Below are 13,079 nucleotides of genomic sequence, written 5' to 3'. Positions count from 1 at the left end.
GCCATTTCAACACATCGCCGGGCCGCACCTCTAACCACGCGCCCATCCGGTGACGAGACTGCGGGCGATGGAGATGGAGCCGGGAAGCTTGAGCGGTGCATCGGAATCGTCGCCGCCCCAGTCACCGCGGTCCAGTGCCGCCAGAACGTCGTCGCGATGGAACCAGCGGGCGTCCCCGAGTTCGCCGTCCCGCAGCACGAGCGGATCGGCGGGGTCGCCGACCGCCTCGAAACCGAGCATCAACGACCGCGGGAACGGCCACGGCTGCGAGCCGAGGTACCGCGGTGAGTGGACGTGGATGCCCGCCTCCTCGAACACCTCGCGACGCACGCACTGCTCCAGTGACTCGCCCGGTTCGACGAAGCCCGCGAGCGTAGAGAACCAGCGGTCGGGCCACACGGTCTGCCTGCCGAGCAGGATCTGGTCACCGCCGTCGTGGATCACCATGATGACGGCGGGATCGGTGCGCGGGTACTCCTCCGCGCCGGTCGCGGGGTCGCGACGCAGCCAGCCGCCCTGGACCAGATCGAGCGGCTTGCCGTCGATCGGCGAGAACCCGGTGGTGCGATGCCAGTTGAGCAGCCCCAGCGCGGTCACGAGGAATCCGGCGTCGTCGGCCGAGAGTCGATCCGAGCCGGAACGCGGTTCCGCGATCGGCTCGGTGACCTCATCGACGCGCAGCGCCCACCGGTCGACGTCGGTGACGCCGAGCAGCACGGCGCCGGCGGGCGGCGCGATGCCGAGATCGGCGGCCGGGAGCCAACGCAGCGCTCCCTCCTCGGTGACCGGGAACTGCCCCCGGTGATCCACCAGCAGGACCTGTGCCGTCGGCCAGCCGTCGAGCAGTCGGTCGGGGTCCTTCCGGGCCAGCGCCGCACGGTCGAACTCAGCGCGCGACAGCAGCGGCGGCTCAAGGAACTCGAATCCCGCCATCAGGCCGGTCCTCCCTGTCGCACGTACAGCAGTCGATCGCCCGCTTCGATCTCCTCCACCTCTTCGTCGCCCACTCGATACAGCTTGCCGTTCCGGACCACCCCCAGCACCAGGTCCTTGGTGTGCGCAGGCGAGCCTCCCGTCTCCGACGGCTCCACCTCGCGCTCGGCGATCGCGTACCCCTCCTCGGGGCTGAGCAGGTCCTCCACCACCTCGACCACCGACGGTGTGATGGTGGCGATGCCCAACAGCCGGCCCGCGGTCTCCGACGACACCACCACCGAGTCGGCGCCGGACTGACGCATCAGATGGGTGTTCTCCGACTCGTTGATCGCGGCGACGATCTTCGCGCGATCGTTGATCTCGCGGGCGGTCAGGGTGGCGAGCACCGCGGTGTCGTCTCGATTGGCGGCCACGACGATCGCGGCCGCATGCTGCACGCCGGCCAGCCGCAGGACGTCGGACTTGGTGGCGTCGCCGCGCACGGTGACCAGGCCGTGCGTGTTGGCGACGTCGAGCGCCCCCTGATCCTTGTCGACGACGACGATCTCCGCGGGCTTACCGCCGTCGGCGATCACCGCGTCCACCGCGGTGCGGCCCTTGGTGCCGTACCCGATGACGATGGTGTGGTTGCGCACCCGGTTCCTCCAGTTCTGGATCTTCATCGCCTGGCGCGAGCGTTCGGTCAACACTTCGAGGGTCGTACCGATGAGCACGATCAGGAAGAGGACGCGAAGCGGAGTGATGAAGATGATGTTGACCAGTCGTGCCGATTCAGTGATCGGCGTGACGTCTCCGTAGCCCGTGGTCGAGAGCGTGACGGACGTGTAATAGAGCGCGTCGATGTAGGTCATCGGCGCCTCGCGGGCGTCGCGGTAGCCGTCGCGATCGAGGTAGACGATGATCGAGCAGACGAACAATGCCAGCAACGCCCACAGCACGCGGCGGCCGATGGCCCGGGCCGGGCTCTTCTCGCTCTCGGGGATCCGGACGACGCCGACGAGAGCGTAGTCCGGTTCGTCTACCAGCCCGCCGCCCTTGCGGCGGCGCAATCGCTTACGCACGATTGGGAGGCTACTGCATCCGGTCGGTCAGCATTCGCGCAAGCGCGTCCGGACCGGGCAGATCGACGGGTTCGAGGGTGAAGTCGTGCCGGACATACACGAACGCCGCGCGCACCTTCTCGAGCGGGATGCCCGACAGCTGCGACCACGCGACCCGGTAGGCAGCGAGCTGAATGAACAGGGCCTTCCGTTTCGCCGGTTCGGGAACCGCCCCGGTCTTCCAGTCCACCACCAGTGCGCCGTCGCCGTCGGCGAAGACCGCGTCCATGCGACCTCGCACGACGGTGGCGCCGATGACGGTCTCGAACCCGACTTCCACCTCTTGCGGCGTGCGGTCGGCCCACTCCGAGGCCAGGAACTTGCTGCGCAGCAGGTCCAGATCGTCTTCGACGGCGCCCGCTGCGGCATCGGCGGCACCGGGAAGCTCGTCGACGTCCAGAAGTCGAGTGGCGCCGAACCGTCGTTCCACCCAGGCGTGAAAGGCGGTGCCGCGGCGCGCCATCGGATTGGGACGGTATGGGACCGGGCGACGGAGCCGGGCCGCGAATGCCTCCTCGTCGGAATCGAGTTCCACCAGTTGACTCACCGACAGGTGTCCGGGGAGCTCCACGTCGACGACCGGGTCGAGGGTCTGCGCCTTCTCGTCCAGCAGGACCGCTACTTCCCGCTGCCAGTCTCGCGCGTCCGGGTCGACGGGTTCGACGTCCGCGACGGCGAACAACGCGCGTTCAGCCCGCGCCGCATCGACGAGCTCCGCGGCCGCGACCATCGGCGCACGCCGATCACCGAGAAGATCGACCGGCCACGCGACGCTGATCTGTTGTTCGGTGAGGGGATTCGTCGCGTCCGGATCCGGCGGCGGCGCGTCGACGTCGATGGCCAGGCCGCTCGGGTCAGCGACCGTTCCCGCGGCGCCCGCCACGCCGTCGGCGACGAGCGCGGCGAGCTCGGTGTAGAACTCCGAGCCGCCACGCGGCTTGTCGCCGGTCTCCGACCAATGGTGCGCGGAGACCAACAGCGTGTGCTTGGCGCGCGTCAGCGCCACGTACAACAGCCGACGATCCTCTTCCAGCCGCCGTTCCCCGATCGCCGCCTTGTGGTCGTCGATGGCCTGCTCGAGTTCTTTGCGGTCGGCGATCTCGGTGAGGTCCAACGGCGGGAACCCCTCGTCGCCGTCGCGCGACAGATCACCACGCAGCTGTGCGGGCAGCTCTTTCGAGGATCCGAGCCACGTGGTCTCCGCTTTGCCGCTCGGGAAGATCCGGTCGGCGACGTGTGGCAGCGCGACGACGTCCCACTCCAGCCCTTTCGCTGCGTGCACGGTGAGGATCTGCACGCGCTGCTGCGCCACCTCCACCTGTCCTGCCTCTAGTCCTTTCTCCACCACTTCGGCGGTCTCCAGGAACGAGAGCAGCCCGGGCAGCGTGGCACCGGAGCGTTCGGCGTAATGGGTCACGTACTCGGCGAAGGCATCGAGGTGTTCGCGCCCCGTCACCTCACCGCGCATCCGGCGAGCACGGATCTGCGCTTCGACGGCGACGCCGATCGTCTGTTCGACGTCGGCGACCAGCTCCGGCAGCGGCTGCCCGATACGCCGTCGCAGCCCCTCCAACTGGGCGCCGAACGTGGTGATCCGTTCGTACCCGGCGGCGCTGTACCGGGCGGCGTCACCCGGGTCCGCGAGCGCGTCGCACAGTCCGGCGGAGTCGACGGCTTCCCCGGGGAGCGCCGAGTCGAGCGCGTCGTCGAGCGCCTCGCGGCTGGTGACCGCGCCGGTCGTGGGAGTCCCCGTGCCGGCGGTGAGTTCGCGGGCCCGACGCCAGAGCGCAGCGAGATCGGCGGCGCCGAGCTGCCAGCGAGCGCCGGTCAACAGCCGCACCGCCGCGGTGCCCGCCATCGGATCCGCCATCAGCCGCAGCGTGGCGACGATGTCGGTGATCTCTGGGACGTGCAGCAGACCCCCGATGCCGACCACCTCGGCGGGGATGCCGCGACGCTCCAGCTCCGCGGCCAGCGGCGCGGAATCCTCGTTGCGGCGCACCAGGATCGCGGTGGTCGGCGGCACGGTCTGGTCGCGTTCCGCGGTGCGGTAGTAGTCCTCGATACGGTCCGCGATCCACTCGCGTTCGTCGACCACAGTCTCGGTCAACGCCAACCGCACGGTGCCCGCGGGGGCGTCCGGGCGAGCGCGGAGCACGCTGACCGGCACGCCGCGCCGGCGCAGTTCCGCCGAACTCTCGTTGGCCAGATACAGGGCGTTCACGCAGTTGCGCCAGCTGGTGAGCAGTTCACGACGCGGTGCGTCCCGGCTGTCGGCGCGCGGGAAGTCACGCGCGAAACGCGGCAGATTGGCCGCCGACGCACCACGCCACCCGTAGATCGACTGGATGGGATCTCCGACGGCCGTCACCGCGATCGGGCGACGACCCGCGACCGCATGTCCGCCGAACAACGACGACAGCAGGATGCGCTGCGAGTGCCCGGTGTCCTGGTATTCGTCGAGCAGCACGGCCCGGATGCTCGCACGTTCGGCGTCGACCACCTCCGGATGCGTGGACACCAGCCGCGCCGCGAGGGACATCTGACTGCCGAAGTCCAGCGCGCCCTGTGCCGACATGGTCTCCCGCAGGGCGATCACCAGCGGGATCAACTCCCGGCGTTCGTCCATCACGGCCTGGATACCGCGCAGTTTCTGGCTCGGCTCGGCGCGCTGCCCCTTCCCCTTCGGGAGGGTGTCGATCATCCGGTACAGATCGTCGCCCGCAGTACGCAGATCGTCGATGTCGACGAGGTGTTCGGCCATCTCCGAATACAGCCGCAGCACCGCCTCGGTGACCGACGACGGCACCTTGCTCGTAGTCAGTGCCCCCGGCCAGGTGGTGACGACCGAGAACGCCAGCTGCCACAGTTCGGTCTCGCTGAGCAGGGTGGCCGTCGGCTCCACCGGCAGCAGCAGACCGTAATCGGCGATCAACCTGCCCGCGTAGGCGTGGTAGGTGCTGACTTCGGCGTCGGCACTGCGCAGCCGACTCGCGAGCTCACCGTCCGGGTCCCACTCCAGCAGCGCCGGACTGCCCGCGAGCATCGACAACCTCCGGCGGATGCGCGCCGCCAGTTCGCTCGCCGCCTTGCGGGTGAAGGTGAGCCCGAGGATCTCCTCCGGACCGACGAGCCGGTTGGCCACCAGCCACACCACACGCGACGCCATCGTCTCGGTCTTGCCCGCACCGGCGCCCGCGACCACCAGCATCGGCTCCAACGGCGCCTCGATCACCTCGATCTGCTCGTCCGTGGGTGGCGGAAGTCCCAAGGCCGCAGCCAGTGAGCGCGCGCCGATCACCGGTCGGCTCCGCGCACTGTCGTGATCAGTCATCGATGACTGCCTTCCCCCGCAGTTGCGCCGGGCACGACTGCACCAGCGAACAGTGTCCGCATCCGCTGTTGGGCGTCGCGGTGAACACCGGACCGATGCTCGCACGCGCGGCGTCGCGCACCACGTCGGTCCATTCCTGGATCTGCTCCGGAGTCAGCGGGGACTGTGTTCGTTCGGCGGAGCCGGTCTTCTTGTTCGAGCTCGCGACGTAGACCAGGCGTCCGCCGCCCGGCTGCTCGCCGTGCAGGGTCAGCGCCAGCTGGTACGTCGCGAGCTGGGGATGCTCCTGGGCGTCGACCGCGCGGACCGGATTCTTGCCGGTCTTCACGTCGACGACGACCGGTCTTCCCTGACTGTCGGTCTCCAAGCGGTCGATGCGACCGATCAACCGGACCGGCAGCAGCGCATTGCCGTCCTCGTCGACACCGGTCGGCAACGTAGCGTCGACCTCCACCTCCACCCCCGCTTCGGTGAGATCCGCGCGCGAGATCCGCAGCCAGTCACGGAAGTTCGTGAGCATGCCCTCGGCGCGTTCGAGCTCCCGGTCGCTATACCACTGGGCGGGGGATGCGACCCGCTCCCACACCTCGTGCAGCGCGGCGTTCACCTCGGTCCGATCGAGTCGACCCGCGACCGCCTGCACCAAGGTGTGCACCAGGGTCCCGGTGACGGCTTGTTCGGCGTCGCCGTCCCGCCCGCCGTTGCGTTCCAGCATCCATCGCAGAGAGCAGCGCGTCAGCGCGTCCACATTCGACGGCGACAGGGTCCTTGGCCCGTTCTCCGGCGTCCACAGCGGCGCACCGGTGCTCGGTCCCATCAACCCGAACCAGTCGGCCGGAGCAGCCCCCGGCACTCCGGCCTGTGCGAGGTCGGCCAGGAGCGACGCGGCGACGCGCGTCCGCTCGTCGGGCCCGCCCTCGGCGTCGGCGCCCGCCACGGCGACCGCACGCAACTCGGCGACCAGGGACGGCAGCGACAGCACCCGGCGCACCCCGGAATCGAGCGGCACCTCATCGTCGGCGTCCGCGGATTGATCGCCGTCGGCGCCGTACCCGCCGATCGCCTCGGCGATCTCCGGGACGAAGCGGGACGGCGAGGCGTCGCCGCTGCCGTCTTCGATCGCCGTCACCATGAGCCGGCTGCGTGCCCGTGTACACGCGACCAGCAGCAGTCGTCGCTCGTCGGCCAGCATCACCGAGCCGCGGGCGATGGTGTCGACGGCGTCGGCGCCCACGCCGTCGAGCAGGTCGATCAACGCGGGCGTCCCGAGGATGCTGCCGCGGCTGCGCAACGACGGCCACAGCCCGTCCAGCACACCCGGCACCGCGACGACCTCCCATTCCCTTCCGGCCGCCGCATGCGCGGACACCACCGCGACCGACTCCGCGTCGGCGACCGCGATGCGCGACTCACGCGGAATCTGCAGCTGCCCGAGGTAATCGATGAACCCGAGCGCTCCCGCCGCGGGCAGATTGTCGGCGAAGGTGCCCGCCGCCTCGAACATGGCGAGCATCGCATCCAGATCGCGGTCGGCTTGGTCGCCGCCACGACCGCCGCGCAACGACTGCGCCGTCCAGCGGCGTTCCAACCCGCTGGCCCGCCACGCCCGCCAGAGCATCTCCTCCACGCCGACGCCGGTGGCATGCGCTCCGCGCGCTGCGTCGATCACCTTCCGCAGATGTGTGAGGGACAGCGACTCGAAGTCGGTGAGCCCGGACAGCAGCTGATCCATGCGTTCGGGGTCGGACAGCGCGGCGGCCAGCGAGGTCAGTGAGTCGACGTCGCGGTCGGGTCCCTCGTCGGCGCGGCGTACCCCGCGCCGCAGTCGGCGCAGCATGGTGGGGTCCGCCGTGCCGATCGGTCCGCCCAGCAGCGCGATCACCTCGTCGCCGTCGAGCGGAGTGCCGCCCGCCGCGATCCGCAGGATCAGGGTGAACGCCTCCACCGCGCGCTGCCGGTGGATCGGGATGTCGCTGGCGGGGGTCGCCATCGGGACGCCCGCCGACGAGAACGCGCGCCGCAGAGCGGGCAGGGCCCGCGGCACGGACCTGACGATCACCGCCATCTGCGACCACGGGACACCGTCGAACAGGTGCGCCCGTCGCATCATGTCGGCGACGGCGGTCGCCTCCTTGGCTGCGGACGAGAACACCTGCACGCCGGCGCGGCCTGCGCCCGCCGCGGTGCCGTCACCGTCGTCGACCGCCGGCTCCGGATACGGGTGCGGGCGCGCTCCGGGGAGCCGGACGGCGAGGGCACGACCGACCGCGGTGACCGCGGGACTGGTACGGAACCCGACGCGCAGCGGCACATCGCGATCGGGATCGTCGTCGGCGACGGACTCGGCGAATCGGGGATCCGCGCCGCGGAAGCCGAACACCGACTGGTCGGTGTCGGAGGCGATCACCGCGGAATCGGCGCCCGTGCCGAGCAACCGGACGAGGGAAGCGGCCTGCGGGTCGAGGTGCTGGGCGTCGTCGACAAGCAGGTGACGAATCCGCTGCCGCTGCCCGCGCAAGACGTCCGGGTCGGTCGCGAACGCCGACAGCGCCGAGCCGATCAGCTCGGCGGCGTCGACGGCGCTCACGCTGGCCTCGGGCGCATCGAGCCCGACGGCGCCGCGCAGCAGCATCCCCTCCTCGTACTGGCGGAACGCGTGGCCGGCGGCGACCCATTCCGGACGGTTGTGCGTCCGCCCGAGGTCGGCGAGATCGTCCGGTCCCAGGCCGCGTTCGGCAGCGCGCATCATCAGGTCGCGCAACGCCTGCGCGAAGCCGTCGGTGGTCAGCGCCGGGCGCAGGGACGGCGGCCAGTACTCGGCGCCGTCCTCCACGTCGCCCGCGAGGAGCTCGCGCAAAATCACGTCCTGTTCGGATCCGGTGATCAGCCGTGGCGGCGGGTTGCCGTGCGCGGACGCCTGCAGACGCAGCACGGCGAACGCATACGAGTGAACGGTCCGCACCAGCGGCTCGCGCAGTGCGCCGCCGAGGCTCCCGCCCGCCGACAGCACCCGCCGCGTGATCTCCGACCGCAGCTGCGTCGCCGCACGCCGATTGGCGGCGAGGACGAGCACCGACTGCGGATCCACGTCGGGGTGCAGCAGGCGGGCGACCGCGGCGTCGACGATCAACGACGTCTTTCCCGTTCCGGGTCCGCCGTGGACGTGCCACGGGCGCCACGGACGCTCGAGATCGGCGCGGTGATCCCCGGCGATCACCGCCGTCGCAGCGTCCGGCCACCGACGGATCACGTCCGTCGGTGCAGGCGCCGCAGTGAGGCGAGTACCGGGTCGGGTCATGCACCTATGGAAGCACGCCCCTCTGACACGATAAGCCGCCGATTATGGTTGAGGCATGCCAGGTTCCACCGCGGGTGCTCGCGACCTCCACGTCCACCTGTTCGGCCCCGACGACCCGAGCGCCCCGCACGTCCTGGCGGTCCACGGGCTCACCGGGCACGGCCTCCGGTGGGGACGCCTGGCCGATGAGCATCTGCCCGGTGTCCGCGTGGTCGCCCCCGATCTGCTGGGGCACGGCCACAGTCCGTGGGAGCCGCCGTGGACAATCGATGACAACGCCGACGCCCTCTCGGCGGTCGTCGACCGTCACATCGCTGCGCAGGCCCGCCCGGTGGTGATCGTGGCGCACTCGTTCGGCAGCGCGATCAGCCTCGAACTCGCGGCGCGGCGTCCCTCCGACATCGCGGGCCTGGTCCTCCTCGATCCCGCCCAGGGGCTCGACGCCCAGTTCGCTCGCACCATCGCCGAGTCCGCGATGATGCACTGGGGCAACGCCGACGCCGAGGATGCGAAGGCCGCCAAACGCATGGAGGGGTGGGGTGCGGTACCGGCACACGTCCTCGACGCCGAAGTGCAGCAGCATCTGGTGTCGACCCCGGACGGTCGCGTGGCGTGGCGGGTGTCGGCGCCCGCTGTCGCGACGGCCTGGAGTGAGATGACGCGGCGGTTCCGGTTGCCGCCGAGTGGCGTCCCGACGCACGTGGTGATCGCTGATCGGGTGGATCCGCCGTTCGCTCGGCCGGCCTTCCTCGACGCCTGCGCCGCCGAACGCGCCGACTCGGTCACCGTCCACCACGTCGACACAGAGCACATGGTGCCGTTCCTGGCCCCGGAGTTGTGCGCCGAACTCGTCACGAGTCTGCTGTAGCGAAGGCGGGTGGCGATGGCGAAGGTGACCGAAGACCAGGTGGAGCAGGTCCGCGCACTGATCGCGGCCATCCCACCGGGCATGGTCAGCACGTACGGCGATCTCGCGAGCGTCGTCGGACTGTCGAGCCCACGGATCGTCGGGTGGATCATGCGGACCGACGCCGCCGACCTCCCCTGGCATCGCGTGGTCCCCGTGTCGGGGCGGCCTGCGGCCGGTCTGCGTGCACGACAACTCGCGCGGCTCCGCGACGAGGGCGTGCACATCGACGACGACCGCATCGACATGAAGACGCACCGCGTGCAGTGGTGACCGGCGGCTACACCATCATCCGGACCAGGTCCACCACACGCAGCAGCCCCGGCAGCGCACCCGCCGTGGAGCGGGGGTGCATGCCGTGGACGGCGAGCCGGAACATGACCGCGCGCAGCAGCATCTGCGGCCACTCGGGATGGTTGGACCACCGCTCGATGAGGTCCTCGCTGGCGCCGCCCCAGGCGATGGCGTCGACGACGACCACCGCGGCCGCCCACGACGCGGGACGCCAGTACGGGACGATGTCGGTGATCGCGGGCGCCGCGGCACCGGCGAACAGCACCGTGCCGAACAGATCGCCGTGCACCACCTGCGACGGCAGGTCGACCGGCCTGCGCAGACCGCCGAGGATCTTCATCTCCGCGATGCTCCGCTGACCGTCCTCGCTGGTCGGCTCCCCCATGCCCGCGGCGCGCGCACTGCGCAGCGGCGTCTCCTCCCAGGCCGCCCGATCGGCGGCGACGAAGACGTCGACGTCGTTGAACGGCGGGGCGGGCGGCTGCAGCAGAAACCGCGGACGCTCGAACTTGGCGGTCTCGGCGTGCAGTCGGTCCGCGAGTGCGACCACCTCGTCGTGCCGCGGCTCCGGACTGCCCGCGACGTAGGTGTCGGCGCGCCAACCGGACACCACGTACCGACCGTCCGACGCCCGGATGGGACGGGCGATCCGCATGCCCTCGACGTAGAGGTGCTCGCGTGCGGTCGCCGACCAGGCGGCGCGCGCATGGTCGGGGACCAGCGTCAGCACCACTTCACCCACGCGCCAGGCCGCGACGTCCATCGCGATCGGCGGATGCGCGGTGAGACCGAAGGTGGTCAACACCTGCTCGGGTGGCTCGATAATGCTGGTCACGTCGCCAGATTACCCAGGACAGTGCGGGTTTCCCGGCAGCGACACCGACGTATCGGTCAGGTCACCGGCGCGCCGATCAGTAGACCGCCATCTCCGGGTCCAGTTGGGCGGCCCAGGCCACGATGCCGCCCTGCATGTGCGTGGCGTCCTCGAAACCGTTCTTCTTCAACGTGGCGAGAGCCTCCGCCGAGCGGACGCCGGTCTTGCAGTACAGCACGATCGGCCTGTCGTGCGGCAGATCGCCGAGTGCTCGACCGGACAGGATGTCGCCCTTCGGGATCAGCCGGGCGCCGTCGATGCGGTTGATCTCGAACTCGACGGGCTCGCGGACGTCGATCAGTGCGGGCGGCGTCGACGAGTGCAGGGCGCCGTCGACCTCCGCGGGCGTCAGCGTGGAGCCGACCGCCGCGGCGGCGGCCTCATCGGACACCACGCCGCAGAACTCCTCGTAGTCGATCAACTCGGTGACCTCGGCTCCGGCCGGGTCCTTCCGGATCCTGACCGTGCGATAGTTCATCTCCAGCGCGTCGTACACCATGAGTCGGCCGAGCAGGGAGTCGCCGATGCCGCAGATCAGCTTGATGGCCTCGGTGCCCATGATCGATCCGATCGACGAGCACAGGATGCCGAGCACCCCGCCCTCCGAACACGACGGCACCATCCCGGGCGGCGGCGCCTGCGGGTAGAGGTCGCGGTAGTTGATGCCGCGGCCGTCCGGCGCGCCCTCCCAGAACACCGAGACCTGGCCCTCGAAACGGAAGATGGACCCCCACACGTACGGTTTGCCCGCGAGGACGGCGGCGTCGTTGACCAGGTAGCGCGTCGCGAAGTTGTCGGTGCCGTCCAGGATCAGGTCGTACTGGGAGAACAGGTCGACGGCGTTCTCCGGCTCCAACCGGAAGTTGTGCAGACGCACGTCGACGAACGGGTTGATCTGCGCGATCGTGTCGCGGGCGCTCTCGGTCTTGAGCCGCCCGACGTCGTCGATGCCGTGAATCACCTGACGTTGCAGGTTGGACGTGTCGACCACATCGAAGTCGACGATGCCGATGGTCCCGACGCCCGCGGCGGCGAGGTACATCAGGGTCGGCGCACCGAGCCCGCCGGCGCCCATCACCAGGACCTTCGCGTTCTTCAACCGTTTCTGGCCGGTCATCCCGACATCGGGGATGATCAGGTGGCGGCTGTAACGCTCCACCTCGTCACGGGTGAGTTCGGCTGCTGGTTCTACCAGGGGCGGCAACGACGACATCTCAGGTACCTCCGAGTGCAAGTGTCCACCGAGTGCAACCGGCCGCGGGCGCACGAATATTCCCGAACCCGACCGGGCAGGCGTCATTTGGTGGGGTACGGCCAAGCGTTGGGTTTGCAGACCAGGCTGCGGTCGACATCCTTCATCTCCGGATCGAGCGCCATGATCTGCGAGTTCGCCGTACCGAAGGTCTGCTGCATCATGATCGGGGCCAGCGCACCGTTCTGTTTGCACGGCTGATGCTTCTCGTATCCGATGCCGTGACCCACCTCGTGGTTGATGAGGTACTGCCGGTAGGTCAGGTCGTCGCCTTCGAAGGCCTGGGCGCCGCGGACCCAGCGAGCCTCGTTGAGCACCACCCGCGCATCCGGCGGGTAGTAGCAGGAGGTCTCCAGCTTGATCTGATACCCGCACAGCTCGCGGGCGGTGTCCGTCGACGACAGCGAGATCCGCAAGTCCGGTTCTCCGGAGTCGACGCGGCGGAACGAGACCTTCCCGTCACCGATCCAGCTCTTCGGGTTCGCCAGCGTCGCGTCGACGAGTTTCGCGAACGTGCGATCGCCGCCGTACTGCTGCGTGTCGATCCCGCGCTCCACCTCGACGCTGTAGGTGTACACCTGGTTGCCGGTGCCGAGCTTCTCCCCGGTGCCCCGGACGGTGCGGTACACCTTCTCACCCTTCCTGGTGTACGCGCCGCCGTCCGGCAGCGCGCCCGCGGGGAGCGCCTCCTCCTGGATGTCGCCGGTGGGGGCGCCGATCGGCGTCGTCTCCTCCTGCACGTGCGTGTTGCGGACGTCGTCGCCTGCCGCGGTCGTCTCAGCGGTCGGCTGATCGCCGTTCCGGACCGTCAGCACCAGTAGGACGACGGTCAGGATCGCGAGCACCGGGATCGCGTACGCCCGCCATCCATAAGCACTGACGAACCGAGCGACGGCGCTGCGCTTGCGGCGTTCGACCCGCTCGGAACGGGGACGTCCACTGTCGGCGGTCGGATCCCAGCGAGCGCGCAGCGGCTGATCTGGCCGCGGACGGCGGGGGCGCTGCGGCCCAGGCTGTGGAGTTCCGGTCACGCGAACCACTTTCTCACAGATGTCTCAGCGGACGGTGCATCCACCCGTCGAGG

Annotated in this window: 9 protein-coding genes; 2 read left to right on the top strand and 7 right to left on the bottom strand. The window is 70.0% G+C overall.

The annotated features are described in order from the left end of the window. Positions 1-30: 30 nt before the first annotated feature. From nudC to GH2_RS00255, 4 genes are read right to left on the bottom strand one after another with little or no spacing between them, the layout of a single operon-like run. Entirely contained in the window at positions 31-933 is a 903-nt protein-coding gene (gene nudC / locus GH2_RS00270) for an NAD(+) diphosphatase (RefSeq protein WP_066161607.1), read from the bottom strand. Continuing rightward, on the bottom strand, positions 933-1,997 hold the full coding sequence (locus tag GH2_RS00265) for a potassium channel family protein (RefSeq protein WP_066161606.1): 1,065 nt from the start codon (positions 1,995-1,997) through the stop codon (positions 933-935). The genes nudC and GH2_RS00265 overlap by 1 nt, the downstream gene beginning before the upstream one ends. 10 nt (positions 1,998-2,007) lie before the next feature. Then, positions 2,008-5,370, bottom strand: a complete 3,363-nt coding sequence (locus GH2_RS00260; protein WP_066161604.1) for an ATP-dependent helicase — start codon at positions 5,368-5,370, stop codon at positions 2,008-2,010. Next, on the bottom strand, positions 5,363-8,668 hold the full coding sequence (locus tag GH2_RS00255; protein WP_066161602.1) for an ATP-dependent helicase: 3,306 nt from the start codon (positions 8,666-8,668) through the stop codon (positions 5,363-5,365). The genes GH2_RS00260 and GH2_RS00255 overlap by 8 nt, the downstream gene beginning before the upstream one ends. A gap of 55 nt (positions 8,669-8,723) precedes the next feature. Between GH2_RS00255 and GH2_RS00250 the strand changes: the two genes are divergently transcribed. Together GH2_RS00250 and GH2_RS00245 are read left to right on the top strand one after the other, a co-directional pair. Then, positions 8,724-9,536, top strand: a complete 813-nt coding sequence (locus GH2_RS00250) for an alpha/beta hydrolase (RefSeq protein WP_066161601.1) — start codon at positions 8,724-8,726, stop codon at positions 9,534-9,536. A gap of 15 nt (positions 9,537-9,551) precedes the next feature. Next, positions 9,552-9,848, top strand: a complete 297-nt coding sequence (locus GH2_RS00245) for an MGMT family protein (protein ID WP_066163174.1) — start codon at positions 9,552-9,554, stop codon at positions 9,846-9,848. Positions 9,849-9,855: 7 nt separating this feature from the next. On the opposite strand, the gene GH2_RS00240 is transcribed toward GH2_RS00245, so the two are convergent. The 3 genes from GH2_RS00240 to GH2_RS00230 all read right to left on the bottom strand — a co-directional run bounded on the left by GH2_RS00240 (position 9,856) and on the right by GH2_RS00230 (position 13,026). Then, complete coding sequence (locus GH2_RS00240) at positions 9,856-10,704, bottom strand: TIGR02569 family protein (protein WP_066161600.1); 849 nt, start codon at positions 10,702-10,704, stop codon at positions 9,856-9,858. Between the two features lie 76 nt (positions 10,705-10,780). Continuing rightward, positions 10,781-11,956: an adenylyltransferase/sulfurtransferase MoeZ gene (moeZ, locus tag GH2_RS00235; RefSeq protein WP_066161598.1), complete on the bottom strand. Its 1,176-nt coding sequence runs from the start codon at positions 11,954-11,956 to the stop codon at positions 10,781-10,783. 83 nt (positions 11,957-12,039) lie between these two features. Further along, the gene (locus GH2_RS00230) at positions 12,040-13,026 is read right to left on the bottom strand and encodes a DUF3152 domain-containing protein (RefSeq protein ID WP_066163172.1); all 987 of its coding nucleotides are present in this window, start codon (positions 13,024-13,026) and stop codon (positions 12,040-12,042) included. Between the last annotated feature and the right edge of the window lie 53 nt (positions 13,027-13,079).

Source organism: Gordonia hydrophobica NBRC 16057, from assembly GCF_001592365.1.
GTDB lineage: Bacteria > Actinomycetota > Actinomycetes > Mycobacteriales > Mycobacteriaceae > Gordonia > Gordonia hydrophobica.
The sequence above is the reverse complement of the archived record's forward strand: the minus strand, read 5'-3'. Positions and strand labels throughout refer to the sequence as shown.

What these genes read in the sequence shown, in the direction of transcription:
- nudC (WP_066161607.1), bottom strand. Translation starts at nt 933, where the DNA reads ATGGCGGGATTCGAGTTCCTTGAGCCGCCGCTGCTGTCGCGCGCTGAG.
- GH2_RS00260 (WP_066161604.1), bottom strand. Translation starts at nt 5,370, where the DNA reads ATGACTGATCACGACAGTGCGCGGAGCCGACCGGTGATCGGCGCGCGC.
- GH2_RS00255 (WP_066161602.1), bottom strand. Translation starts at nt 8,668, where the DNA reads ATGACCCGACCCGGTACTCGCCTCACTGCGGCGCCTGCACCGACGGAC.
- GH2_RS00250 (WP_066161601.1), top strand. Translation starts at nt 8,724, where the DNA reads ATGCCAGGTTCCACCGCGGGTGCTCGCGACCTCCACGTCCACCTGTTC.
- GH2_RS00245 (WP_066163174.1), top strand. Translation starts at nt 9,552, where the DNA reads ATGGCGAAGGTGACCGAAGACCAGGTGGAGCAGGTCCGCGCACTGATC.
- moeZ (WP_066161598.1), bottom strand. Translation starts at nt 11,956, where the DNA reads ATGTCGTCGTTGCCGCCCCTGGTAGAACCAGCAGCCGAACTCACCCGT.